Origin of the sequence: Amycolatopsis sp. NBC_01286, assembly GCF_035982555.1 — a bacterium.
GTDB lineage: Bacteria > Actinomycetota > Actinomycetes > Mycobacteriales > Pseudonocardiaceae > Amycolatopsis.
Genome location: NZ_CP108428.1, coordinates 10,212,768 through 10,235,169, shown reverse-complemented (window position 1 = coordinate 10,235,169; position 22,402 = coordinate 10,212,768). Strand labels below are relative to the sequence as shown.

Genomic DNA, 22,402 nt, shown 5'->3' with positions numbered 1-22,402 from the left:
TTGGCGCAGCGAGAAAGAGAGGACTGCGCATGAGCGAGCAGGTGATCGCCGGGGTCCGGGACCTCCTGCCGGTCCTGCGGGAACGGGCCCAGGACACCGAGGACGCGCGACGCGTCCCCGAAGAGTCCGTCAAGGCCCTGCAGGAGACCGGGTTCTTCAAGATGCTGCAACCGAAGCCGTACGGCGGTTTCGAGTCGGACCCGGTGAGCTTCTACACCGCGGTGAAGCTGATCGCGAGCGCGTGCGGGTCCACCGGCTGGGTCGCCTCCATCCTCGGCGTCCACCCGTGGCACGTGGCGTTGTTCGACGCTCAGGCGCAGGAAGAGGTGTGGGGCGGCGACGAGGACGTCCGGATCTCCTCGTCGTACGCCCCCATGGGCAAGGCCGAGGTCGTCGAGGGTGGCTACCGGCTGTCCGGCCGGTGGAGCTTCTCGTCCGGCTGCGACCACTGCACGTGGGTGCTGCTCGGCGGGCCGGCGTTCAAGGACGGCAAGCCGGTCGACTTCTGCACGTACCTGCTGCCGATCGCGGACTACTCCATTGTGGACGTCTGGGACACGGTCGGGCTGCGCGGCACCGGGTCGAACGACATCGTCGTCGAAGACGTCTTCATCCCGCAGCACCGGGCGCTGAGCTTCATCGCGACGTCGAAGTGCAAGGTGCCGGGCCAGGCCGTCAACCCCGGGCCGCTGTACCGGCTGCCGTACGGGTCGGTGCACCCGTCCACGATCACCGCGCCGATCATCGGCATGGCCCAGGGCGCCTACGACGCGCACGTCGAGCACCAGGGCAAGCGGGTGCGCGCCGCGTACGCCGGTGAACAGTCCAAAGAGGACCCGTTCGCCAAGGTACGGATCGCCGAGGCGGCCAGCGAGATCGACGCCGCGTGGCTGCAGCTGACCCGCAACATCGACGAGCTGTACCAGCTGGCCAAGCGCGAAGAGCGGCTGCCCGTGGACCTGCGGCTGCGCGTCCGGCGCGACCAGGTGCGCGGCACCGAACGCGCGATCGGCGCGATCGACCGGCTCTTCGAGAACTCCGGCGGCCGGGCCATCCAGCGCGGCACGCCGATCCAGCGCTTCTGGCGCGACGCCCACGCCGGCCGGGTGCACGCGGCCAACGACGCCGAGCGCGCCTACGTCATGTACGGCACCGGCGCCTTCGGGCTCCCCGTCGAGAACGCGATGTACTGATGGCCGCGCCGGAAGGGAAGTACGCCGAGGTCGCGGGGGGCCTGAAGCTGCACTACCACGAGGCCGGCGCCGAGCACGCCGAGACGGTGATCCTGCTGCACGGCGGCGGGCCCGGCGCGTCGGCGTGGAGCAACTTCGGGCGCAACCTGCCGGAGTTCGCCAAGCACTACCGGACGATCGCCGTCGACCAGCCCGGCTTCGGCCGGTCGGACAAGCCGACCGCGCACCCGCAGTACTTCCGTCACAGCGCGGACGCCGTCGCAGGCCTGATGGACGCGCTCGGCGTCGAAACCGCGCACTTCATCGGCAACTCGCTCGGTGGTGGCGCGGCCGTGCGGCTGGCGCTGAATCACGGCAAGCGCGCCGGGCGGCTCGTGCTGATGGGGCCGGGCGGGCTGAGCGTCAACCTGTTCGCGCCCGACCCGACCGAAGGCGTCAAGAACCTCGGGAAGTTCGGCGCGAAACCCAGCCGCGAGCGCATGGAAGCGTTCCTGCGCATCATGGTCCACGACCAGGCGCTCATCACCGACGAGCTGATCGACGACCGGTTCGCCGCGGCGAACACCCCGGAGTCGCTCGCCGCGATGCGGGCCATGGGGATGTCGTTCGCCCAGCCCGAAACCTACGAAGAGGGCATGCTCTGGCGCGAGGCCCACCGGCTGCGCCAGCGGGTGCTGCTGATCTGGGGCCGCGAAGACCGCGTCAACCCGCTCGACGGCGCGTTGGTCGCGCTGAAGACCATCCCGCGCGCGCAGCTGCACGTGTTCGGCGGCTGCGGACACTGGGCCCAGCTGGAGAAGTTCGACGAATTCAACCGGCTGGCCCTCGACTTCCTCGGGAGTTCCTGATGGGCATCCGGTCGCTGGGCTACCTCCGCGTCGAAGCCACCGACATGGCCGCGTGGCGCGAATACGGGCTCAAGGTGCTCGGCATGGTCGAGGGCAAGGGCGAGAACCCCGACGCGCTCTACCTGCGCATGGACGACTTCCCGGCGCGTCTCGTGATCTCGCCCGGCGACGCCGACCGGCTGACGACCACCGGCTGGGAGGCCGCGAACGCCGGCGAGCTGGCCGAGATCCGGTCCCGGTTGGACAGTGCTTCGGTGCCCTACAAGGAGGGCACGCCCGAGGAGCTGGCCGACCGCCGCGTCGACGAGCTGATCAGCTTCGACGACCCGTCCGGCAACACCCAGGAGGTGTTCCACGGCGTCGCGCTGCAGCACCGGCGCGTGGTCAGCCCGTACGGGCACCGGTTCGTCACCGGCGAGCAGGGCCTCGGACACGTCGTCCTATCCACAAAGGACGATGCGGCGTCGCTGCGGTTCTACCGCGACGTCCTCGGGTTCCGGCTGCGCGACTCGATGCGCCTGCCGCCGCAGATGGTCGGCCGGCCGGCCGACGGCGCGCCCGCGTGGCTGCGGTTCTTCGGCTGCAACCCGCGCCACCACAGCCTGGCGTTCCTGCCGATGCCGACCCCGAGCGGGATCGTGCACCTGATGGTCGAGGTCGAGCAGACCGACGACGTCGGGTTGTGCCTCGACCGCGCGATCCGGCGGAAAGTGCCGATGTCGGCGACGCTCGGCCGGCACGTCAACGACCTGATGCTGTCGTTCTACATGAAGACCCCCGGCGGGTTCGACATCGAGTTCGGCTGTGAGGGCCGGCAGGTCGACGACGAGAACTGGATCGCCCGCGAGAGCACCGCGGTTTCCCTGTGGGGCCACGACTTCTCGGTCGGCGCCCGGCCGCCCGGCGCGCCGTGACGGCGATGGCGGTCGAGGAGACCGCGTTCCGCAGCGTCCTCGGGCACTTCTGCACGGGCGTCACCGTCGTCACCGGTCGCGACGGCGACACGCTGGCCGGGTTCGCCTGCCAGTCGTTCGCCGCGCTGTCGCTCGACCCGCCGCTCGTGCTGTTCTGCCCGGCGAAGACGTCCCGCACCTGGCAGGTCCTGGCCGCGGCCGGCCGCTTCGCGATCAATGTCCTGGCCGAGAACCAGCAGGAGGTCAGCGCGGTGTTCGGCGCCCGCGGTGAGGACAAGTTCGCCCGCTTCGGCTGGACGCCCGCGCCGTCCGGGGCGCCGCTGCTCGAAGGCGCGCTGACGTGGATCGACTGCGAGCTGGAAGCGGTGCACGAAGCCGGCGACCACTACGTGGTGATCGGGCGCGTCACGGCGCTGGGCGCGCCGTCGGACGAGCGGCCGTTGCTGTTCCACCGGGGGCGGTACTCGGTCACCGAGCCGGCGCGGGACGCGCTCGCCGCGCTGATGCCGTGGCCTCGCCCGGACGACTGGCTCTGACCCCGCGTCACCGCGGGCGGAGGCCGTCGACGATCACTGTCACGATCTTGGGCACCCGCGTGTCCCACTCGGCTTCGGGCACCCGCGACAGCGCGCCCAGGAGCAGGATGACGTCCGCCGCGTCGACCTCTTCGCGTACCTGACCGACGGCTTTTCCTCGCTGCAGCAGCATTTCGAGTGCTTCGTCGAGCCGGTGGTGCTGGCCCGCGTAGAGGTCCTGCCACGCCGAGGCCTCGATCGCCGCCATGACACCGCGCTTGACCCGCGCGTACTCGACCAGCCGGTCGAGCCAGGCGGTCAGGGCCTGGAGCGGCGGGTGCCCGGCCAGCAGCGGCGCCACGGCGTCGACGAGCTGCGTCAGCTCGTACCGGTACACCTCCGCGAGCAGGTGCTCGCGGGTCGGGAAGTGCCGGTAGAGGGTGCCTTGCCCGACGTCGGCGGCCTTGGCGACCCGGTGCAGCTTCAGGTCGGCGGCCGCGCCGTTGGACTCGCTCAGCTCGGCCCGCGCGGCCTCGACGATCCGGTCGCGGTTGGCGACCGCGTCCGACCGGCGCTCACGACCCGGCACGACGGCACCGCCCTTTCCCCGCGAAATTAACCGGACAGTTGTCAGCTTAACCCGGGGGAGCGGTGCCGGGCAGTCCGCCCGGCGCGGCCGAGCGGTAACAACGGCCGTCGAGAAGGCGACTTCACAGGGTCGTCGCCGCCCGAGGAGGGGTTCGTGCAGCTGTCCGGTTTCCCGGCCGCGGAGGTCGGGTTCGACCGCGCTGGTGGGCTCGCCGGCGACCGGGGCGCGGCCGTGCGGGAGCTGGCCGCCGACCGCGCGACCACCGACCTCGTCGTGCTGAGCCACGGCTGGGACGACGACCCCGTCACGGCGAGGCACCTGTACGCCGATCTCGCGTCTTCGCTGCGCTCGGTCTGCGACGGCCCCCTCGCGTTCGCCTGCGTGCTGTGGCCGTCGCGGAAGTTCGCCGAGTCCGCCGGGCTGGAGGAGCGGCTCGACCTGCTGCGGGAGCTGGTGCCCGAGCACCGGCGCACCATCGACGCGGCGGCCGAGCTCGTCCCGGCGCTCGCGGCCCGCTCGACCGCGCGGACCGCGTTCGCCGCCGCGCTGCTGTCGGTCGCCGCCCCCGCCGCGCAAGACCGCGAAGACGCGTCGACGGAGCTGCTGACCCTGCCCGGCGGCACCGTGATGGACCGGCTCGCGAAACCGGCGTCCGGGTTCGTCGAGGCCGCGCGGCAGCTGCTGGACTACCTGACCTACTACGAGATGAAGGCACGGGCGGGCGAGGTGGGGGAGCACGGGCTGGCGCCGTTGCTCGGCGCGGTCGCCCGGCCCGGCCTGCGCGTTCACCTGGTCGGGCACGGCTTCGGTGGCCGCCTGGTGACCGCGGCCGCGTTGGCCCGGCCCGCCGGGACGCTGGGCACGCTCACCCTGCTGCAGGCGACGTTGTCGCACCACGCCTTCGCCGAGTCGGGGGTGTTCCGCGGCGTGCTCGACGCGCACGTCGTGACCGGCCCGATCCTCGTCACGCACACCGCGTACGACCTGGTCGCCGGGGTCGCGTTCGAGATCGCGTCGCGCGTCACCGGGCTGGGTTACGGCAGCATCGGGCGGGACGGCGCTCAGGAGACCGCCGAAGCCGTGCCGGGCGAGCTGCTGCCGGTCGGCGGGCGCTACGCGTGGCGCCCGGGCGTGCCGCACAACCTGCGGGCCGACGGGTTCGTGCGCGGGCACACCGACGTCCACGGGCCGGAAATCGCTCACGCGCTGTGGTCGGCGATCGCGGCGGGTTAGCTCGGGCGGGTGGTTGTGCAGGGGTTCACAGGTGGGCCGCGTCCCATTCACGAGAGAAAGTCGACACTTCGCGCGCACACTGAGGCTGCAGAGTCTGTTCCCGGGGAGGAGTGTGCCGCGCATGCAGGGTCGGATCGCCCGGTTCCGGCGCCGGTTGTTCCCCGGTGGCAACCCGCTCACCCGGTTCGGTGACCGCGTCGAAGCCGCGTTGCTGCTCCTGCTGGTGGCCGGCGCGCTGCTGACGCTGCCGTTCGCCGCCGCCGTCGGTTCCGACACCTACGCCGCGCAGACCGCTCGCGCCGAGCAGGAGCGCACCACGCGTCATCCCGCGACGGCGACCTCGCTGGCCGCGGCCGCCACGCAGACCTACAGCACCGACGGGGCCGGCGCGCCCGCCGACCAGACGACCGTCCCGGCGGCCTGGTTCGACGCCCGCGGCACCCGGCACACCGGCGACGTCCTCGCCGACTCCGGCAGCCCGAAGGGCACGCACGTCCCGGTGTGGCTGGACCAGCGCGGCGAGCTGACGACCGAGCCGCTTTCGCCGGCCACCTCGGCGGCCGACGGCGTGTTCGCGGCGATCCTGCTCTGGGTCGCCGTCACCGGCGCACTGGCCGCGCTCTACGGCCTCGCCCGGTTCGTCCTGGGCCGCCTCCGCGCCGCGGCGTGGGACCGGGCCTGGGCGCAAGCCCGCCACGACAGCCGGTTCTGAGCGTCCGTCACTTCCAGCGGAAGTGCACGAAGACCCGGCCGAAGTTGTCCTTGTCCTTCTCGATCCGGTGGTAGAGCGCCTTGATGTCCTTGCGCTCCAGGAACCGCAGGACGTGCTTCTTCAGCTGCCCCGAGCCCTTGCCGGGGATGATCTCGACGAGCGGCGCCTTCTTCGCGACGGCCTCGTCGATGATCCCCTGCAGCGCCTTGTCGATCTCGCCGCCGCGGTTGTAGATGTCGTGGAGGTCCAGCTTCAGCTTCACAGGGCCTGCCACCAGCCGTCGACCGCCGGCGGCTCGGCGACGTCCACGCGCTCACCCGGGCGGGGGATCGCCAGCGGGATGTCCGCCGCCTTCGCCTCGGTCCAGACGCGGTCCGCCGGCTCACCCCAGGGGTGCATCGCCAGCGAGAACGTCGCCCAGTGGACCGGGACCAGCAGCTTCGCCCGGACGTCGAGGCCCGCCGCGACGCCTTCCTCCGGAGTCATGTGGATGTCCGGCCACTGCGGGGCGTACGCGCCGATCTGGACCAGGGCGACGTCGAAGGGGCCGTGTTCCGCGCCGATGCTCGCGAAGCCGTCGAAGTAGCCCGTGTCGCCGGTGTAGAAGACCCGGTGCTCCGGGCCGAGCAGCGCCCACGACGTCCAGAGCGTGTCGTCGTTCGTGATGCCGCGGCCGGAGAAGTGCTGGGCCGGCGTCGAGATGAACCGCACGCCGGCCACCGTCGCCTCTTCGTGCCAGTCCAGCTCGATGATCCGCTCGGCCGGGACGTGCCAGCGCTCCAGGTGCGCGCCGACGCCCAGCGGCACCAGGAACGGCGCCGCGGTCGACGTCACCAGCGAGCGGATCGTCGCCAGGTCGAGGTGGTCGTAGTGGTCGTGCGAGATGACGACGGCGTCCACCCGGCCGACCCCGGACAGCGGCACCGGCGGCTCGTGCAGCCGCCGCGGGCCGGCGAACGTCGCGGGCGAGACGCGGTCGCTCCACACCGGGTCGAGCAGCACGCGGGCGCCGTCCAGCTCCACCAGCGTCGAGGCGTGGCCGTACCAGGTCAGGTGCAGGCCCTCGGCCGTCTCGACCGGCGCGGCCTTCACCAAGGGGATCGCACTGGCGGGTTTGCGCAGCTCACGGTCGGTGCCGAAGAACATCTCGCGGAAGATGGTGCTCATCGACGCCGCGGTCATCGGGTGCCGCGGCGCCACGTTGCGGAACACCTTGCCGTCGAACTGCGGCGAGCGGCGGACCCGCTCGGCACGGGCGCCGGCGGCCTTCGCGCCGAACGCCGCCGGCAGGTCACGCAGGGCAGCGATCGTCTTCCTCATGCCCCGAGTCTACGAACGGTTCCTGAGAGGCGCCCCAGCTTCATGCAGGTGGGTGAGCGCCTGCCGGTAGGACTCGACCAGGCTCGTCTGCAGGTACGGGATGCCCAGCTCGGCGCAGTACCCCTGGACGATCGGCTGCGCCTGCCGCAGGTGCCGCGACGGCATGCTCGGGAACAGGTGGTGCTCGATCTGGTAGTTGAGGCCGCCGAGGGCGACGTCGACGACCGCGCCGCCGCGGACGTTGCGGGAGGTCAGCACCTGCTTGCGCAGGAAGTCCAGCTCCGGGCGCCCGGTCAGCGTGGGCATGCCCTTGTGGTTGGGCGCGAAGATCGATCCCATGTAGACACCCCACAGTCCTTGGTGGACGGCGAAGAACAGCAACGCCATGCCCGGCGACAGCACCGTGAGCAGCGCGCTGAAGTAGACAGCGAAGTGCAGGGCGAGCAGCGCGGCCTCGACGCCGCGGTGGCGCAGACCCGGCTTGCGCACCGCGCGGATGCCGGACCAGTGCAGGTTCAGGCCTTCGAGGGTGAGCAGCGGGAAGAACAGGAACGCCTGGTAGCGCCCGATGAACGCGGGCACACCGCGGGCCGCGCGGGCCTGGTCCTTCGACCATACCAGGATGTCCGGGTCGACGTCCGGGTCGAGCTCCTCGTGGTTCGGGTTGGCGTGGTGGCGGGTGTGCTTGTCCATCCACCAGCCGTAGCTCATGCCGACGCCGAGGTTGCCCGCGATCATCCCGGCGACCTCGGTCGGCCGCCGGCGCCGGAACACCTGCTTGTGCGCGAGGTCGTGGGAGAGCAGCGCGATCTGGCCGAACAGCACGGCTTGGAACGCGGCCACGGCCAGCTGCCACCACGAGTTCCCGAGGAAGGCGAAGGCGACCCAGCCGGCGGCGAACAACGTGGTCACGACGGCGATCCGGGCGGTGTAGTAACCGGGCCGGCGCCTCATCAGGCCGGCGGCGGAGATGCGGTGGCTCAGCCGGGCGAAGTCGCTGCCGGTGTGCACGAGGTTGTCTGTGGTCACGTCCCCGAGTCTTCGCGCGGACGCCACCGGCCGGAATCCTGCGCGCCGGTGGGCACTTCGGGGGGCCAGCCCTACCGGAGTGCCTGGTATGCGCCCGGCCCGTCGTGAGTGGTAATGAGGGTTCTAACCCGCATTACCACTCACGACCGGACGCGCGGCAGGTGCTGGTGCGGCGCGCCGAACAGCAGGGACGACGAGTGCGCGCGCTTGAAGTAGCGGTGCGCCGGGTGTTCCCAGGTGATCGCGATGCCGCCGTGCAGCTGGATCATCTCCGCCGTGACCTCGGACAGCACCTCGGAGCAGTGCACCTTGGCGACCGCAGGCAGGTCCGCGTAGGCGGCCGAGCGGGCCGTCTCGACCAGGACGTGCAGGTCCGCCATGCGGTGCTTGAGCGCCTGGAAGCTCCCGATCGGGCGGCCGAACTGGTGGCGCTGCTGGGTGTACTCGACGGTCAGCTCGAGGGCGCGCGCCGCCGCGCCGGTCTGCTCGGCGGCGAGGACCAGGCACGCGAAGTCCCGAAGCGGAACGGGATCCAGGGGACCGAGCCGGCGCGCGGGCGCGTGGTCGAACGTCACGGTGGCGAAGTGCCGGGTCTCGTCGAGCGACGGGACGTGCTCGCGGACGGCGTCGGCTGGGTCCACTTCGTACAGTCCGTCTTCGGTGACGGCCAGCAGGATCGACGCCGTGTCGCCGTCCAGGACGTAGTGCGCGCGTCCGTCCACAGTCGACAAATCGCCCCGGCAGGCCGCGGCGTCCCAGCGGCCGTCCTCGCCGGTCCAGGCCAGCGCGGCGACGGCGCCCTCGGCGAGCCGGGGGAGCAGCCGCTCGTCTCCCGTCGCGAGCACGGCCTGCGTGGCGACGGCCGAGCCGAGGAACGGGACGTCGGCCAGGACGCGGCCGAGTTCTTCGGCGACGATCCGGAGTTCGGTGAGCCCGGCGCCGAGCCCGCCGTGCTCCTCGGGGATGGCGAGCGCGGGGACGCCGATGTCGACGAGGGCCGGCCACGGCGTGGCCTCGCGCTCCAGGAGTTTCCGGACGGTGGCGCGGAGTTCGTCCTGTTCGGGTGTCATCCGACGGCCGCCAGGATGCGCCGCCGGTGCACCGCGCCGGTGCCCCACGCCGTCGTCAGGGCGCGGACCCGCAGCAGCCGCCTACCCAGTGGGTGCTCGGCGGTGTAGCCGATCGCGCCGTGCACCTGCAGTCCGGTGCGGGCCGCGAGCAACGCCGCGTCGCCGCACGCCACCTTCGCCGCCGAGACGTCGGCGGGGGCGAGGGTCACGGCCGCGCCGTACAGCAGCGGCCGGGCCAGCTCCAGCGCCGTGACGACGTCGGCGAGCAGGTGCTTGACCGCCTGGTACTTGCCGATCTCACGGCCGTACTGGCGGCGCTGCCCGGCGTAGCCGACCGACGTCGAGAGCAGCCAGTTCCCGGCGCCGAGCAGCTGGGCCGCCGTCGCGAGGACGCCGAGGTCGAACGCGCGCGCCGGGTCCAGCGCCGGGCCGAGGTCGTCGCCGGGGACGGCCTCGAACAGCCGCCGGTACGGGTCCACCGAAGCCAGCTCACGGCCCGGGGTGAAGGTCTTCAGGCGCGTGCCGTCCACCAGGACGCGCAGGTCCGCGGTGTCGGCGTCGAGCGCGTAGGGCACGTGCGGTGCGAAGACCACCGACGCCCGCGTCTCGCCGGAGGCCACCGACGCGAGCACCGGGTCGTCGAGCAACGCGGGCAGCACGGCCACCGTGTCGGTCCACGACCCCGCGACGCCGTGGTGGCCCAGCGCTTCGAACGTGACGACGAGGTCGACCGGGGAGGCGTCGAGGCCGTCGTGCTTCTCGGGGATGCCGAGCGCCGTGACGCCCAGCTCGGCGAGCTTCGGCCAGTCGTCTGTGGTCGAAAGCAGGTCGTGCAGGGACGCGGCGAACGCCGTCTGCTCGGCGGTCAACCCGAACCTCATCGGTCCTCCCGGGGCAGGCCGAGCAGGCGTTCGGCGACGATCGTGCGCTGGATCTGGTCGGTGCCGCCGTAGATCGGGCCGGCCAGCGAGAACAGCCAGCCGTCGCTCCAGGGGCCGCGCAGCTCGGCGGCCGGGCCCAGCAGGTCGAGCGCCGTCTCGTGCAGCTCGACGTCCAGGTGCGACCAGAAGAGCTTGTTGACGCTCGACTCCGGCCCGAGCTGGCCGCCCTCGGCGAGCTTGGTGACCGTGCCGAACGTGTAGAGCTGGTAGGCGCGGGCGCCGATCCAGGCGTCGGCGACGCGGTCCGCGGTGGCTTCGGGGCGGCCCGCGCCGGACCACAGCGCCGTCAGCCGATCGGCCGCCGCGAGGAACCGGCCGGGGCTGCGCAGCGACAGGCCGCGTTCGTTGTTGGCCGTGGTCATCGCGACCTTCCAGCCGGCGCCGGGCTCGCCGATGACGTCGGCGTCCGGCACGAAGACGTCGTCGAAGAAGATCTCGGCGAACCCCGGCTCGCCGTCCAGCTGCGGGATCGGGCGCACCGTGACGCCGCCGGCGCGCAGGTCCGCCATCAGGTAGGTCAGGCCGCGGTGGCGTTCGGCTTCGGGGTCGCTGCGGAACAGGCCGAACGCGCGGTCGGCGTAGGCCGCCCGGGAGCTCCACGTCTTCTGTCCGTTGAGGACCCAGCCACCATCCACACGCGACGCCGTGCTGCGCAGCGCGGCGATGTCGCTGCCCGCCTCCGGCTCCGACCAGGCCTGCGCCCAGACCTCTTCGGAGCGCGCCATCTTCGGCAGGATCCGGGCCAGCTGCTCGTCGGTGCCGTGCGAGAAGAGCGTCGGCGCCAGCATGAAAATGCCGTTCTGGTTGACGCGCAGGGGCGCGCCGGCCGCGTAGTACTCCTCCTCGAACAGCACCCACTCCAGGAGGCTCGCGTCGCGGCCGCCGTACTCCGCCGGCCAGGAGACGACCGACCAGCGCGCGTCGGCCAGCCCGGCCTCCCACTCGCGGTGGGCGGCGAAGCCCTCCGGCGTGTCGAACGAGGGGAGCGGCTCGGCGGGGACGTGCGCGGCCAGCCATTCGCGGGCTTCGTCGCGGAACGCTTCGACGTCGGGGGAGAGGTCGAGGTCCATCAGCGGTCCCGCATGGACCGGGCGTCCAGCCCGGCCAGGGAGTCGCCGGCGGTCTCGGCGTTGTGCGCGTGCGCGAAGTGGTGCAACCCGAACACACTGTCCATTCCGGACCGAAGGCCCATCTGGTCCTCGGCCTGGTTCACGGCCTTCTTGGCCAGCGCGAGGCCGAACCGCGGCATCTCGGCGATCTTCGTGGCCAGCGCCATCGTCTCGGTTTCGAGGTCGGCACGTGGGACGACCCGGTTCAGCATGCCCCAGTCGAGGGCCTGCTGGGCCGTGAAGCGCTCGCCGGTGAACAGGACCTCCTTGGCCCGGCGCGGCCCGAGCACCCACGGGTGCGCGAAGTACTCGACGCCGGGAATCCCCATACGCACCACGGGATCGGCGAAGAAGGCGTCGTCGGAGGCGACGATCAGGTCGCACACCCAGGCCAGCATCAACGCCCCGGCGATGCACGCGCCCTGGACGGACGCGATCGTCGGCTTCGGGATCTCCCGCCAGCGGCGGCACATCCCCAAGTACACTTCGGACTCCCGCGCGAACCGCTGGTCGCCGCCCGCGGCGTCGACGTGGTCCCACCACATCACGGCCTTGCGCTCGAACGAGACGTCCGCGTCGCGGCCCGGCGAGCCGATGTCGTGCCCGGCGGAGAAGTGCTTGCCCGCCCCGGCCAGGACGATCACCTTCACCTCGGCGTCGTCGACGGCCCGGGTGAACGCGGCGTCCAGCGCGTAGGTCATCGCCGAGTTCTGCGCGTTGCGGTACTCGGGCCGGTTCAGGGTGACGACCGCGACCGGTCCGCGCACCTCGTACGTGACCTCCTCGCCGATGTCGCTCATGCTTCCTCCCGCAGAACTCGTTTGAGCACCTTGCCCGACGGCGTGCGCGGCAGCTCGTCCCGGAACTCGACGTGCCGGGGCCGCTTGTAGTTCGCCAGGTTGGCCTGGCAGTGGTCGATGACGTCCTCAGTGGACAGTGTGACGCCCGGTCGCAGCCGGACGTAGGCCTTGCCGACCTCGCCGTAGACCGGGTCCGGCACGCCGACGACGACGGCCTCGGCCACGCCGTCGAGCCAGCCCAGCGCCTGCTCGACCTCGGCCGGGTAGACGTTGAAGCCGCCGCAGATGTACATGTCCTTGATCCGGTCGACGATCCGCAGGTGCCCGGACCCGGTGAGCACGCCGACGTCGCCGGTGTGCAGCCAGCCGCCGTCGTCGATCGCCTCGGCGGTGGCGGCCGGGTCGTCGAGGTACCCGAGCATCACGTTCGGCCCGCGCAGCAGCACCTCGTCACGCTCGCCGAGGCGGACCTCGAACCCGGCGGCAGGCCGGCCGACGGTCCGGGCGATCAGGTCGGGTGGGTCGGTGCGCAGTGACATCGTGGCCACGACGGCCTCGGTCAGCCCGTACGCGGTGAGGACCAGGTCGAAGCCGAGTTCCGCCTGCATGCGTTCGACGAGTGCCACCGGGACGGTCGCGGCGCCGGTGACCGCCAGCCGGAGCGTCGACAGGTCGTACGACGGCCGGTCGGGGGCGTCGAGGAGGACCTGGAAGATCGTCGGCGCGCCCGGCAGCACGGAGATCCGCTCGTCCTGGATCAGCCGGAGGGTCTCGGCGACGGCGAAGGTGCGCTGCGGCACGAGCGTCGTGCCGTGCAGCGTCGCGGCGAGGATCCCGGCCTTGTAACCGAAGCTGTGGAAGAACGGGTTGATCACGAGGTAGCGGTCGTGCTCGCTCAGCTCGCCGCACTCGGCCCACGCGGCGGCGACGCCGAGGGCCTGCCGGTGCGACGACATCGCGCCCTTGCTGCGGCCGGTCGTCCCGGAGGTGAAGAGGATGTCGCTGACGTCGTCCGGCCGCGCGGGGCTGGTGAAGGTGTCGTCGAAGCCGTCGAGCGCGGCCCACTCGGTGACGCCGTCGACCGGGTCTTCCGGGCCCTCGACCGGGATCCGCAGCACCGTGGGTGGGCGTTCGGTCAGGTCCGCGAGCCGGTCGGCGCCGAGGAACGTCCCGGTGATGGCCAGCGCCGAGACGCTGCCCCGGGTCAGGATGTCCGTGGTTTCCCGCGCGGTGAACCGGGTGCTGATCGGCACCAGCGTCGCGCCGGCGTAGTGCGCGCCGAGCGCCGCGACCGGCCAGTGCCACGTGTTGGGCGCGCAGACCGCGACGCGGTCACCCGGCCCGATCCCCGCGGCGGCGTAGAAGTTCGCGCACTGCCGCACCCGGTAAGCCAGCTCCGGCCACGTCAGCCGGACGTCGCCGTCCACCAGTGCTTCACGCGCGGGGAACCGCTCCGCCGCGGCGTCGAGCGCCGCCGGGACGGTCTCCGTCATCACGGCCTCCCTAGCAAGTGCTTGGTAGGGTAGCCTACGCAGGAGCCCCGGTTTTGGCCAGAGGAGGTGACGGTGTCCGACCAAGACTTCCGTGACGAAGCAAGGACCTGGCTGGCCGAACACCTGCGCGGCGACTTCGCGAAGCTGCGCGGCCGCGGTGGTCCCGGCCGTGAGCACGAGGCGTTCGAAGAGCGACTGGCGTGGGAGCGCGAACTGGCCACCGGCGGCTGGAACTGCGTCGGCTGGCCCGTCGAGCACGGCGGCCGCGGCGCCACCCTCGAGCAGCAGGTCGTCTTCCACGAGGAATACGCCCTCTCCGACGCCCCGGCCAAGGTCGGGCACTTCGGCCAGGAACTCCTCGGCCCGACGCTCATCGCGTTCGGCACCCCGGAACAGCAGCGCCGCTTCCTGCCCCCCATCGTCGCCGCGGAAGAACTGTGGTGCCAGGGCTACTCCGAACCCGGCGCGGGCTCCGACCTCGCCGCCGTCTCGACGTCGGCCCGGCTCGACGGCGACGAGTGGGTGGTCACCGGGCAGAAGGTCTGGACGTCGCTGGCGCAGCACGCCGACTGGTGCTTTGTCGTCGCGCGCACCGAACCCGGCTCGAAACGCCACAAGGGACTGTCGTACCTGCTCGTCCCGATGCGACAGTCCGGAGTGGACGTTCGCCCGATCGTCCAGCTGACCGGCACGGCGGAGTTCAACGAGGTCTTCTTCGACGGCGCGCGCACCGCGCGTGACCTGGCGGTGGGGGAGCCGGGTGACGGCTGGCGCGTCGCGATGGGCACCCTGGCCTTCGAACGCGGCGTCGCCACCCTCGGCCAGCAGGTCGGCTTCCGGCGCGAGCTGACGGCGGTGACCGACCTGGCCCGCAGCTCCGGCGCCCTCGACGACCCGGTGCTCGCCGAGCGCGTCGACCGGGCCTGGCTCGGCCTGGAAGTCATGCGCGCGCACGCGATCCGCACGCTGGGCGACACCGGCCCCGGCACGGCGTCGGTCGCGAAGCTCGTCTGGGCGAACTGGCACCGCGCCCTCGGCGAGCTGGCCATGGCGATCCGCGGCGCGGCCGGGCTGCTCGCCCCCGGCGGGCTCGACGACTGGCAGCGGCTCTACCTGTTCACCCGCGCCGACACGATCTACGGCGGCTCCAACGAGATCCAGCGCAACATCATCGCCGAGCGCGTGCTCGGCCTGCCCCGGGAGGCGCGTCCGTGATCACCGTCCCGAAGTACCCCGAGGGCGCGAACCTGCTGCGGGACAAGGTGGTCGTCGTGACCGCCGCGGCCGGCACCGGGATCGGCTCGGCCACGGCGAAACGCGCGCTCGAAGAGGGCGCGAAGGTCGTCGTCAGCGACTGGCACGAACGCCGTCTCGGCGAGAAGGCCGCGGAGCTGGCGGACCTCGGCGATGTCCACGCGATCCCGTGCGACGTCACCAACGAAGAACAGGTACAGGCGCTGATCGACGGCAGCGTCGAGCGGTTCGGCCGGATCGACGTCGTCGTCAACAACGCCGGGCTCGGCGGCACCAAGTCGCTGGTGGACATGACCGACGAGGAGTGGACGCGGGTCCTCGACGTCACCCTCAACGGCACCTTCCGCGCCACCCGCGCGGCCCTGCGCCGGTTCGCCGCGCAGGGGGACGGCGGCGCGATCGTCAACAACGCGTCCGTGCTCGGCTGGCGCGCCCAGGGCGGGCAGGCGCACTACGCGGCGGCCAAGGCGGGCGTGATGGCCCTGACGCGGTGCGCCGCCGTCGACGCCGCGCCGCTGGGCGTCCGGATCAACGCCGTCGCCCCCAGCCTGGCGATGCACCCGTTCCTGGCCAAGGTGACCAGCGACGAGCTGCTCGAAGAACTCACCGCCCGCGAGGTTTCGGGGAGGGCGGCGGAACCGTGGGAAGTGGCGAATGTGATCGTGTTCCTCGCCAGTGAGTACTCCTCCTACCTCACCGGCGAGGTCGTGTCCGTGAGTTCGCAACGTGCGTGAGGTGCCTGGATGAGTACCGACGACGTACTTTTTCCCGCGGAGGAGAAATGAACACTGTGAAGAACAGCCGCCGCGCGGAGCTGCTGGACCTGGCCGCGCGGCTGTTCGCCGAGCGCGGGTACGTGTCCACCACCGTGCGCGACATCGCCGACGCCGCCGGCATCCTCTCGGGCAGCCTCTACCACCACTTCGACTCCAAGGAGTCGATGGCCGACGAGATCCTCACCGGCTTCCTCGACGAGCTGTTCGGCTCCTACGCCGAGATCGTCGCCCAGGGGCTCGGCCCACGCGAGACCCTGGAAGCGGTCGTCGTGGCGTCGTTCGACTCGATCCACCGGCGCCCGGCGCAGGTCGCGATCTACCAGAACGAGGCCAAGCACCTCATGCAGCTGCCGCGGTTCGCCTACCTCAACGACCGCAACGCCGAGTTCCGCAAGCTGTGGAACGGCATCCTCACCGACGGCGTGGCGGACGGCGTCTTCCGCGCGGACCTCGACGTCGAGCTGACCTACCGCTTCATCCGCGACACGGTGTGGGTGGCCGTGCGCTGGTACAACCCCGACGGCGCGCTCACCGCGCAGGACGTCGCGGAGCAGTACCTCGGGATCCTGCTGGACGGCATCGGAACGAACAAGCGGAGGCGGCGTGGCTGAAGCGTATGTCCTGGACGCGGTGCGGACGCCGGTCGGCAAGCGCGGCGGAGCGCTGAGCGCGGTCCACCCGGCCGACCTCGGCGCGCACGTGATCCGCGCGGTCGTCGAGCGCACCGGGGTCGACCCGGAACTGGTGGAAGACGTCATCTTCGGCTGCGTCGACACCCTGGGCCCGCAGGCCGGCAACGTCGCGCGGACGTCGTGGCTGGCGGCCGGGTACCCGCAGCACGTGCCGGGCGTGACCGTCGACCGGCAGTGCGGCTCGAGCCAGCAGGCGGTGCACTTCGCGGCGCAGGCGGTGCTGAGCGGCACGGCGGACCTGGTGCTGGCCGGCGGTGTGCAGAACATGAGCGCCGTCCCGATCGGCGCGGCGATGCTCGCCGGGCGCGAATACGGGTTCGAGGATCCGTTTTCCGGCTCGAAAGGCTGGCAGGAACGCTACGGCGCGAATGAGGTGTCGCAGTTCCGCAGCGCGGACATGATCGCCGGGCACTGGGACATTTCCCGCGTCGCGATGGAGGAATTCGCCCTGCGGAGTCACCAGCTCGCGGCGGCGGCGTCCGACGGCGGATTGTTCGACGACGAAATAGCGCCCTACGGAGAATTCGGCAAGGACGAAGGACCGCGCCGCGACACTTCCCTGGAACGGATGGCGGGCTTGAAACCGCTGTCCCCGGAATCGCGTATCACGGCGGCGGTGGCGAGCCAGCTCTCGGACGGCGCGAGCGCGACGCTCATCGCGTCCGAGTCATTCGTGCGCGACCACGGGTGTGCGCCGATGGCCCGCGTCCACCACCTGTCGGTCCGCGCGGCGGACCCGGTCTGGATGCTCACCGGCCCGATCCCGGCGACCGCGCACGCGTTGCGTCGCACCGGGTTGACGATCGGTGACATCGATCTTTTCGAAGTGAACGAGGCGTTCGCGAGCGTGGTCCTCGCGTGGCTCGACGAGACGGGCGCCGACCCGTCCCGGGTGAACGTCAACGGCGGCGCGATCGCGCTCGGGCACCCGATCGGCGCGTCGGGCACGAAGCTGTTCGCGACGCTGGTCCACGAGCTGAAGCGCCGCGGCGGCCGCTACGGGCTGCAGACGATGTGCGAAGGAGGCGGCACGGCCAACGTGACCATCGTCGAAAACCTGACCTGACGCGGCACAGCGAAGGCCGGTTCGAAGGTTCCCGTTCCCTCGAACCGGCCCTGGCCGGTGCAACCCCGATTGTGCACTCAGTCCCCGTGAAGACCTTCACGCCGGCATACCCTTCCGGCGGGAAGGCCTTCACGAGGCACACGCCCCGGCGGCGGACCGCCGTGGCGCACGACCCCGGACCCCCGTCCGGCGAGCCGGAAGAAGGCCATCTCGAGGGGTGTCGGGTTCCCTCGGGATGGCCCTCTCCTGGCCCGCCGGACGCTCGGCCCGAGTCCGGGCGCGAGGCGGGCAGGGGGACGCTGTTGTGGGGGCCGGTCACCACGCCACCCAGCCGCGGAGGGTGGGTGGTGACCGGCCGAGGGGCGAGGGCCGCCGCGCGCAGCCTCGCCCCCGTCTTCTACCTCCCCATCGGGATGGCCATCGTCGGCAGCGCTTCCGCCGGCAACGACTGCGCGGCGAACGCCGTCGTGGGGGGCGCGGGCAGGGACTGCGCGGCGAACGCGGTGGTCGGGATGTTGTTCGCGAACTCGCTCTCGAACTCGCGCTCGAAGGCCTGGGCGTCGAAGCCGCTCTCGAACTCCGGCGGCACCTCGGCCGCCAAAGCCGCGATCGACGGTTCGACCACCGGGACCTCGGCCGCCGCGGGAGCGGGCTCCGGCTCCGGGACGAAGTCCGGGGCAGGCAGGCGGCGGTCCAGCTCGGCCATCCAGTCGAGCATGGCCCGCGGCTTGTCCCACGAGGAGACGCCGACGAGCCGGCCGTCACGGATGAAACCGGTGATGCCGTCGGCCAGCGTCACGGTGTCTTCGGCCAGCGACGGCATGCCGCACATCTGCAGCCGCGTGTCGTACAGCGTCGACCACGCCCGGGGGAGCGGGGTGAACGGCTTGGCGCTCGACTGGCCCAGCAGCAGGTTGTCCGCCGCGTGCCGGGCCGACTCGACGGCGTTGATCCAGTGCTCGACCCGCCGCGGGGTCTCGTCGAAGCGCAGGTTCGGCCAGCGCGCGATGTCACCGGCGATGACGACGTCGGACGCGCCCTCGGCGAACAGCTTCGAGTCGCAGAGCACGCCGTCGCTGATGTCGAGGCCGGAGCCGCGCATCCAGTCGACCGACGGGACGCTGCCGATGGCGAGCACGACGACGCTGGCGACCAGCAGCTGGTTGTTCGTCAGGTGCAGCCCGACGGTGTCCTTCGTGCTGATCCAGTGCCGGACTTCGCTCTTCATCGACAGTTTCGCGCGGTGCTCGTGGTGCGCCTCGACGACGCCGCTCGAGACGCGGTCGCCGAAGCGGTGCAGCGGCGCCTTCGCGTGGCCGATCAGCGTGACGTCCCGGCCGATGTGCCGCATGCTCGCGGCGAACTCGTTGCCGATCAGGCCGGCGCCGATCACGACGGCCGGCTTCTTGCTGGCGTTGAGGCAGCGCCGCACCGCCATCGAGTCCTCGACCGTGCGCAGGATCCGCACGCGCGGGTCGTGCCGCGGCGACCCGGGCAGGTGCCGCGGGTAGACGCCGGTCGCGGCGATCAGGCCGTCGTACCAGAGGGATTCGCCGCCGGGCAGGTGCACGACCCGCTCGGTGGTGTCGAGGTGCGTGACGCGCGCGCCGAGGCGCCAGTGCACGTCCAGGTCCGGCAGGTAGTGCGAAAGGCCCACGTCGCTGGGCCGTTCGGTGCCCATCACCAAGGCCTTGGAGACCATCGGCCGGTGGTAGGGGCGCCGGGCCTCGTCGCCGATGAGCACGATCTCACCGTCGAAGTTCTGTTCCCGCAGTCGTTCCGCGGCGCGCAACCCCGCGACACCCGCACCGACGATGACGATCCGGTCGCCGTCAGCCATCGAGGTCCCCTCTCATCACGACCGCCTGCATCGGGCAGCAGCGAGCGGCCATCTTCGCCTGTTCCATGGTGGTTTCGTCCAGCAGCCGCGTGCGGAAGCGCAGTCGGCCGTCCTGGCCGAGGTCGAACACGTCCGGCGCCTCCATGGCGCAGATGCCGTAGAGCTCGCACCGGTCGTTGTCGACGCTGATCCGGGGCCCGCCACCGGGCAAACGGAGCGGCATGTCAAGCCACCTGCTCTTCCACGAGTCCGATGCGTTCGAGGGTGCGGGCCGGCATGAACCGCAGCAGCGACACCGTCGCGGCCGGGATGAGCAGCGTGATGCCGCCCAGCCAGACGACCGCGAGGTGGCCGTTGGCGATCGAGCCGAACCAGGCGTGCAACGCGGTCAGCGCGACGGCCGGGTAGGCGCAGCGGTGCAGCCACAGCCAGCGGCGGTACGAGGTGAACCGCTGCAGGCCCGCCGTCAGGGCGATGGCCATCATGATCTCGAGGCCGACGATGCCGATGCTGTGCCGGACCTCCTGGCCGGACAGGAACGGGAGGAACAGGTACTGCAGGCTGTAGGGCTGGATCGTCAGGTAGAAGAAGCCGAGGGCGTGGATGCCGCCGAAGATCAGCGTCGCGGTCGCCAGCACGATGTGAGTGCTGCGCAGCGCCTTGCGGCCGGTGACCGAGCGCACCCAGCCCGTGGCGGTGAGCACGCCCCAGGTGAGGGTCAGCATCATCGCCGCGTAGGACGCCCGGGCCGCGAAGGCCGCGAGGCCGCGCGCCGCCGGGTCGGTCTTCGGCTGGAACTGCTGGGTGATCAGGATCGTCGCGTCGTGCCAGGTCTCAACCATGACTGCCCCCGGTTCTCACTCCGGCGGGCCGGGACGAGGTCCGGGTGCGGCCGCGGTTGCGGTTGCCCTTGATCTGGCGCAGCACGTAGAACAGGCCGCCACCGACCAGCAGGAACAGCGCCGCCACCACGGCGATCTGGGACGTGTCGAGGCCGAGGGGGGCCCCGGCGGGCGCCGCGGTGGTGGACACCGCGGGCTCGGGCAGGGCGGTGTAGTCGACCATCCCGCTGCTCTCGAGCATCGTCATGTGCCGCAGCACGGCCTGGTTGCCGACGGTCGCGAACGCCCGTACGTCGTCGTTGCGGGTGCCGGCCCGCAGCTGCGCGAGAATGGCGAACACCTGGCCGTGCGCCGCGCGCAGCCGGTTGGCGAAGACGCGGTCGAACGCCGGGCCGGGGGCCGCGTTCATCTCTTCGAGCAGCCAGCCGCGCTGTTCGTCGGAGGGCTGGTCGGGCACCGGCGAGTTCAGCTTCGCCGACAGCGCGCGGGTCGCGACGTCGAGCCGGCCGTGATCCATCATGATCGCGAAGCCGATCTCCTTGACCAGCGGGCTGCCCTTCTGCATGGCCATCATGCCGGAGGGCATCTCCCACAGACCGGCTTGGCGGACCTTGGTCAGCAGCACCGAGTCGGTGGGGGAGACGGCCGTGGTCTGGGCCGTCGAGGCCGAGCCCGGCGCGAGCAGCGTCAGCACCGCGACCACCACGAACAGGATCCGGACCAGCGGCCGGGAGCGTTCCAGGGTGGACGGCTGGTCGAGCTCCGGCGTGGCGAACTCAGATGCCGAACGCATTTTGCCTCCACTCGTCCTGGGTGATCGTGATCTTCTTGCCGTCCGGCGCGATGGGGTACCACGCCTGCTCGGCGCCCTGGCCGGAGGTGTCGGCGGGTTCGCTGTCGCCGGTGAAGTGGTAGAGCGGCCAGCCGGCGAGCGTGAGCTGCTGGCTGCCGTCGTCGCGGGTGAGCTGCCCGATCAGGGACGGGTCGACGTCGATCGGCGCGGGGCCGCCGACGTTGACCGGGATCCACTTGGTCGCGCAGGCGCCGGTGCAGTTCGACCGGGACGGGTCGGACGAGTCCCGGTCGTAGCGGTAGATCGTGTAGCCGGTCCCGTCGACGAGCATGAGCCCGAGGTCGAAGGTCTTGGCGGCGCGGATCTGGCTCTTCGCGGGGTCGTTCGGGTTGGCCGTGATCGGCTGCGGCATGGCGAGGGTCATCGGGGCCTGCTGGCCGGGCATCTGCATGCCGGCGCCCCCACCTGCGGCGTAACCGCCGGAAGTGGTCGCGGCGCCGGCGGTGCAGGCGGTGAGCAGAGCGAGTGCGGTGAGGCACACGGCGGCGGGGACCACCGGTCGGGGAATGCGGATCACTGCTCCTCCGTGGGGCATGACTACGCGCTGTTGCCGGGGGTGCAACGAAAAAGCGCGCGGAAGATCCACTGTGGACGACTGGTCCGGGGTGGATGCGGAGCGTTGCGGGGGACAACGCTTGTCGGGGGTCTTCGGTAGGGGATACGGACACGGTCCGGAAACGGTTCAAAAAACTTTCGGGCTCATTTGGTACTGGACGCCGGGCCTCCGGCACACCAGGATGTCCCGCGTGGGACGGCACACTCGAGCGCTGAGACCCGTCGAAGATCAAGAAGGCGTCGTTGTCGAGCCGAACGACGCCTCCGATGATCTGGCGAAGGCGCTCTACCAGGAGTTCGGTGGGTCCCTCATGGCGTTCGCGCTCCGGCTGACCGGCCACGACCGGCAGTGGGCCGAAGACGTCGTGCAGGAGACCCTGATCAAGGCGTGGCGGAACGCGGACAAGCTGGACCGCCGGCCGGAGATGCTGCGCGCGTGGTTGTTCACGGTGGCCCGGCGGACCGTCATCGACGGCTGGCGCAGCCGCAGCGTCCGTCCCCAGGAGCTCGAAGAGATCGAATCGGACGCGATCACGGTGTCCGACGAGTCGGACCGCACGCTCGCCGCGATGATCGTCTACGAGGCGCTGCAGGGGCTTTCGCCCGAGCAGCGGGAGGCCATCCAGCAGACCTACCTGCGCGATCGGACCGTGAACGAGGTGGCGGCGACCCTCGGCGTGCCCCCCGGCACCATCAAGTCCCGCATCCACCACGCCGTCCGCGCCCTGCGCCGAGCGTTGCGCGAGCGGGGGTGAGCT

General features: G+C 71.6%; 25 protein-coding genes. 11 read left to right on the top strand and 14 right to left on the bottom strand.

The window, feature by feature from the left end; all coding sequences use genetic code 11:
• Window positions 1-29: 29 nt before the first annotated feature.
• The 4 genes from hsaA to hsaB are packed head-to-tail and all read left to right on the top strand — an operon-like array spanning window position 30 to window position 3,491.
• Window positions 30-1,193 carry a 3-hydroxy-9,10-secoandrosta-1,3,5(10)-triene-9,17-dione monooxygenase oxygenase subunit gene (gene hsaA, locus OG570_RS46115; RefSeq protein WP_326954873.1) on the top strand — a complete coding sequence of 388 codons (1,164 nt, stop codon included), beginning with the start codon at window positions 30-32 and terminating at the stop codon, window positions 1,191-1,193.
• Window positions 1,193-2,041 (top strand): 4,5:9,10-diseco-3-hydroxy-5,9,17-trioxoandrosta-1(10),2-diene-4-oate hydrolase, encoded by an 849-nt coding sequence (hsaD, locus tag OG570_RS46110; RefSeq protein ID WP_326947602.1) that lies wholly within the window; start codon window positions 1,193-1,195, stop codon window positions 2,039-2,041. Before hsaA ends, hsaD begins: the two co-directional genes overlap by 1 nt.
• Entirely contained in the window at window positions 2,041-2,955 is a 915-nt protein-coding gene (gene hsaC, locus OG570_RS46105; RefSeq protein ID WP_326954872.1) for an iron-dependent extradiol dioxygenase HsaC, read from the top strand. Before hsaD ends, hsaC begins: the two co-directional genes overlap by 1 nt.
• A 5-nt stretch (window positions 2,956-2,960) precedes the next feature.
• The gene (gene hsaB / locus OG570_RS46100) at window positions 2,961-3,491 is read left to right on the top strand and encodes a 3-hydroxy-9,10-secoandrosta-1,3,5(10)-triene-9,17-dione monooxygenase reductase subunit (RefSeq protein WP_326954871.1); all 531 of its coding nucleotides are present in this window, start codon (window positions 2,961-2,963) and stop codon (window positions 3,489-3,491) included.
• A 7-nt stretch (window positions 3,492-3,498) separates the two neighbouring features.
• Here hsaB and OG570_RS46095 read toward each other — a convergent pair whose 3' ends face one another.
• Window positions 3,499-4,059: a TetR/AcrR family transcriptional regulator gene (locus tag OG570_RS46095; RefSeq protein ID WP_326954870.1), complete on the bottom strand. Its 561-nt coding sequence runs from the start codon at window positions 4,057-4,059 to the stop codon at window positions 3,499-3,501.
• A 153-nt stretch (window positions 4,060-4,212) separates the two neighbouring features.
• On the opposite strand from OG570_RS46095, the gene OG570_RS46090 reads away from it, so the two are divergent.
• Window positions 4,213-5,292 (top strand): hypothetical protein, encoded by a 1,080-nt coding sequence (locus OG570_RS46090; RefSeq protein WP_326954869.1) that lies wholly within the window; start codon window positions 4,213-4,215, stop codon window positions 5,290-5,292.
• Between the two features lie 121 nt (window positions 5,293-5,413).
• A complete protein-coding gene (locus OG570_RS46085) occupies window positions 5,414-6,004 on the top strand; it encodes an Rv1733c family protein (protein ID WP_326954868.1) in 591 nt (196 codons plus the stop codon).
• 7 nt (window positions 6,005-6,011) lie between these two features.
• Here the strand turns inward: OG570_RS46085 and OG570_RS46080 are convergent, their stop codons facing one another.
• From OG570_RS46080 to OG570_RS46045, 8 genes are all read right to left on the bottom strand, one after another.
• Window positions 6,012-6,266 carry a Smr/MutS family protein gene (locus tag OG570_RS46080; protein ID WP_247063355.1) on the bottom strand — a complete coding sequence of 85 codons (255 nt, stop codon included), beginning with the start codon at window positions 6,264-6,266 and terminating at the stop codon, window positions 6,012-6,014.
• Window positions 6,263-7,324, bottom strand: a complete 1,062-nt coding sequence (locus OG570_RS46075; protein WP_326954867.1) for an MBL fold metallo-hydrolase — start codon at window positions 7,322-7,324, stop codon at window positions 6,263-6,265. Before OG570_RS46075 ends, OG570_RS46080 begins: the two co-directional genes overlap by 4 nt.
• A gap of 9 nt (window positions 7,325-7,333) precedes the next feature.
• Window positions 7,334-8,353 (bottom strand): fatty acid desaturase family protein, encoded by a 1,020-nt coding sequence (locus OG570_RS46070; protein WP_326954866.1) that lies wholly within the window; start codon window positions 8,351-8,353, stop codon window positions 7,334-7,336.
• A gap of 140 nt (window positions 8,354-8,493) precedes the next feature.
• Entirely contained in the window at window positions 8,494-9,423 is a 930-nt protein-coding gene (locus tag OG570_RS46065; RefSeq protein WP_326954865.1) for an acyl-CoA dehydrogenase family protein, read from the bottom strand.
• On the bottom strand, window positions 9,420-10,304 hold the full coding sequence (locus tag OG570_RS46060; protein WP_326954864.1) for an acyl-CoA dehydrogenase family protein: 885 nt from the start codon (window positions 10,302-10,304) through the stop codon (window positions 9,420-9,422). The genes OG570_RS46065 and OG570_RS46060 overlap by 4 nt, the downstream gene beginning before the upstream one ends.
• Window positions 10,301-11,434 carry an acyl-CoA dehydrogenase family protein gene (locus OG570_RS46055; protein ID WP_326954863.1) on the bottom strand — a complete coding sequence of 378 codons (1,134 nt, stop codon included), beginning with the start codon at window positions 11,432-11,434 and terminating at the stop codon, window positions 10,301-10,303. Before OG570_RS46055 ends, OG570_RS46060 begins: the two co-directional genes overlap by 4 nt.
• Window positions 11,434-12,273: an enoyl-CoA hydratase gene (locus OG570_RS46050; RefSeq protein WP_326947613.1), complete on the bottom strand. Its 840-nt coding sequence runs from the start codon at window positions 12,271-12,273 to the stop codon at window positions 11,434-11,436. The genes OG570_RS46055 and OG570_RS46050 overlap by 1 nt, the downstream gene beginning before the upstream one ends.
• A complete protein-coding gene (locus tag OG570_RS46045; RefSeq protein WP_326954862.1) occupies window positions 12,270-13,766 on the bottom strand; it encodes a FadD3 family acyl-CoA ligase in 1,497 nt (498 codons plus the stop codon). Before OG570_RS46045 ends, OG570_RS46050 begins: the two co-directional genes overlap by 4 nt.
• Before the next feature lie 72 nt (window positions 13,767-13,838).
• Here OG570_RS46045 and OG570_RS46040 point away from each other — a divergent pair, with 72 nt between their 5' ends.
• Genes OG570_RS46040 through OG570_RS46025 form a run of 4 tightly spaced genes read left to right on the top strand, consistent with a single transcriptional unit; the run spans window position 13,839 to window position 17,554 of the window.
• Window positions 13,839-14,981, top strand: a complete 1,143-nt coding sequence (locus OG570_RS46040) for an acyl-CoA dehydrogenase family protein (protein ID WP_326954861.1) — start codon at window positions 13,839-13,841, stop codon at window positions 14,979-14,981.
• On the top strand, window positions 14,978-15,754 hold the full coding sequence (locus tag OG570_RS46035; protein ID WP_326954860.1) for an SDR family oxidoreductase: 777 nt from the start codon (window positions 14,978-14,980) through the stop codon (window positions 15,752-15,754). The genes OG570_RS46040 and OG570_RS46035 overlap by 4 nt, the downstream gene beginning before the upstream one ends.
• A 47-nt stretch (window positions 15,755-15,801) precedes the next feature.
• Window positions 15,802-16,407 (top strand): TetR/AcrR family transcriptional regulator, encoded by a 606-nt coding sequence (locus tag OG570_RS46030; RefSeq protein WP_326947618.1) that lies wholly within the window; start codon window positions 15,802-15,804, stop codon window positions 16,405-16,407.
• Window positions 16,400-17,554, top strand: a complete 1,155-nt coding sequence (locus OG570_RS46025) for an acetyl-CoA C-acetyltransferase (protein ID WP_326954859.1) — start codon at window positions 16,400-16,402, stop codon at window positions 17,552-17,554. The genes OG570_RS46030 and OG570_RS46025 overlap by 8 nt, the downstream gene beginning before the upstream one ends.
• 397 nt (window positions 17,555-17,951) lie before the next feature.
• On the opposite strand, the gene OG570_RS46020 is transcribed toward OG570_RS46025, so the two are convergent.
• From OG570_RS46020 to OG570_RS46000, 5 genes are read right to left on the bottom strand one after another with little or no spacing between them, the layout of a single operon-like run.
• Complete coding sequence (locus OG570_RS46020; protein WP_326947621.1) at window positions 17,952-19,394, bottom strand: NAD(P)/FAD-dependent oxidoreductase; 1,443 nt, start codon at window positions 19,392-19,394, stop codon at window positions 17,952-17,954.
• Window positions 19,387-19,617, bottom strand: coding sequence for a ferredoxin (locus tag OG570_RS46015; protein WP_247063377.1), 231 nt, complete (start codon window positions 19,615-19,617; stop codon window positions 19,387-19,389). The genes OG570_RS46020 and OG570_RS46015 overlap by 8 nt, the downstream gene beginning before the upstream one ends.
• 1 nt (window position 19,618) lies before the next feature.
• A complete protein-coding gene (locus OG570_RS46010) occupies window positions 19,619-20,236 on the bottom strand; it encodes a hypothetical protein (RefSeq protein ID WP_326947622.1) in 618 nt (205 codons plus the stop codon).
• Entirely contained in the window at window positions 20,229-21,029 is an 801-nt protein-coding gene (locus tag OG570_RS46005) for a DUF4142 domain-containing protein (RefSeq protein ID WP_326954858.1), read from the bottom strand. Before OG570_RS46005 ends, OG570_RS46010 begins: the two co-directional genes overlap by 8 nt.
• Entirely contained in the window at window positions 21,013-21,606 is a 594-nt protein-coding gene (locus OG570_RS46000; protein WP_326947624.1) for a hypothetical protein, read from the bottom strand. Before OG570_RS46000 ends, OG570_RS46005 begins: the two co-directional genes overlap by 17 nt.
• Before the next feature lie 229 nt (window positions 21,607-21,835).
• On the opposite strand from OG570_RS46000, the gene OG570_RS45995 reads away from it, so the two are divergent.
• Window positions 21,836-22,399, top strand: coding sequence for a sigma-70 family RNA polymerase sigma factor (locus OG570_RS45995; RefSeq protein WP_247063381.1), 564 nt, complete (start codon window positions 21,836-21,838; stop codon window positions 22,397-22,399).
• Window positions 22,400-22,402 lie beyond the last annotated feature (3 nt).

Excerpts from the sequence above, each read along its gene's own strand:
- hsaA (WP_326954873.1), top strand. The coding sequence starts at position 30 with ATGAGCGAGCAGGTGATCGCCGGGGTCCGGGACCTCCTGCCGGTCCTG.
- hsaD (WP_326947602.1), top strand. The coding sequence starts at position 1,193 with ATGGCCGCGCCGGAAGGGAAGTACGCCGAGGTCGCGGGGGGCCTGAAG.
- hsaC (WP_326954872.1), top strand. The coding sequence starts at position 2,041 with ATGGGCATCCGGTCGCTGGGCTACCTCCGCGTCGAAGCCACCGACATG.
- hsaB (WP_326954871.1), top strand. The coding sequence starts at position 2,961 with ATGGCGGTCGAGGAGACCGCGTTCCGCAGCGTCCTCGGGCACTTCTGC.
- OG570_RS46085 (WP_326954868.1), top strand. The coding sequence starts at position 5,414 with ATGCAGGGTCGGATCGCCCGGTTCCGGCGCCGGTTGTTCCCCGGTGGC.
- OG570_RS46075 (WP_326954867.1), bottom strand. The coding sequence starts at position 7,324 with ATGAGGAAGACGATCGCTGCCCTGCGTGACCTGCCGGCGGCGTTCGGC.
- OG570_RS46065 (WP_326954865.1), bottom strand. The coding sequence starts at position 9,423 with ATGACACCCGAACAGGACGAACTCCGCGCCACCGTCCGGAAACTCCTG.
- OG570_RS46060 (WP_326954864.1), bottom strand. The coding sequence starts at position 10,304 with ATGAGGTTCGGGTTGACCGCCGAGCAGACGGCGTTCGCCGCGTCCCTG.
- OG570_RS46055 (WP_326954863.1), bottom strand. The coding sequence starts at position 11,434 with ATGGACCTCGACCTCTCCCCCGACGTCGAAGCGTTCCGCGACGAAGCC.
- OG570_RS46050 (WP_326947613.1), bottom strand. The coding sequence starts at position 12,273 with ATGAGCGACATCGGCGAGGAGGTCACGTACGAGGTGCGCGGACCGGTC.
- OG570_RS46045 (WP_326954862.1), bottom strand. The coding sequence starts at position 13,766 with ATGACGGAGACCGTCCCGGCGGCGCTCGACGCCGCGGCGGAGCGGTTC.
- OG570_RS46030 (WP_326947618.1), top strand. The coding sequence starts at position 15,802 with ATGAACACTGTGAAGAACAGCCGCCGCGCGGAGCTGCTGGACCTGGCC.
- OG570_RS46020 (WP_326947621.1), bottom strand. The coding sequence starts at position 19,394 with ATGGCTGACGGCGACCGGATCGTCATCGTCGGTGCGGGTGTCGCGGGG.
- OG570_RS46015 (WP_247063377.1), bottom strand. The coding sequence starts at position 19,617 with ATGCCGCTCCGTTTGCCCGGTGGCGGGCCCCGGATCAGCGTCGACAAC.
- OG570_RS46010 (WP_326947622.1), bottom strand. The coding sequence starts at position 20,236 with ATGGTTGAGACCTGGCACGACGCGACGATCCTGATCACCCAGCAGTTC.
- OG570_RS46005 (WP_326954858.1), bottom strand. The coding sequence starts at position 21,029 with ATGCGTTCGGCATCTGAGTTCGCCACGCCGGAGCTCGACCAGCCGTCC.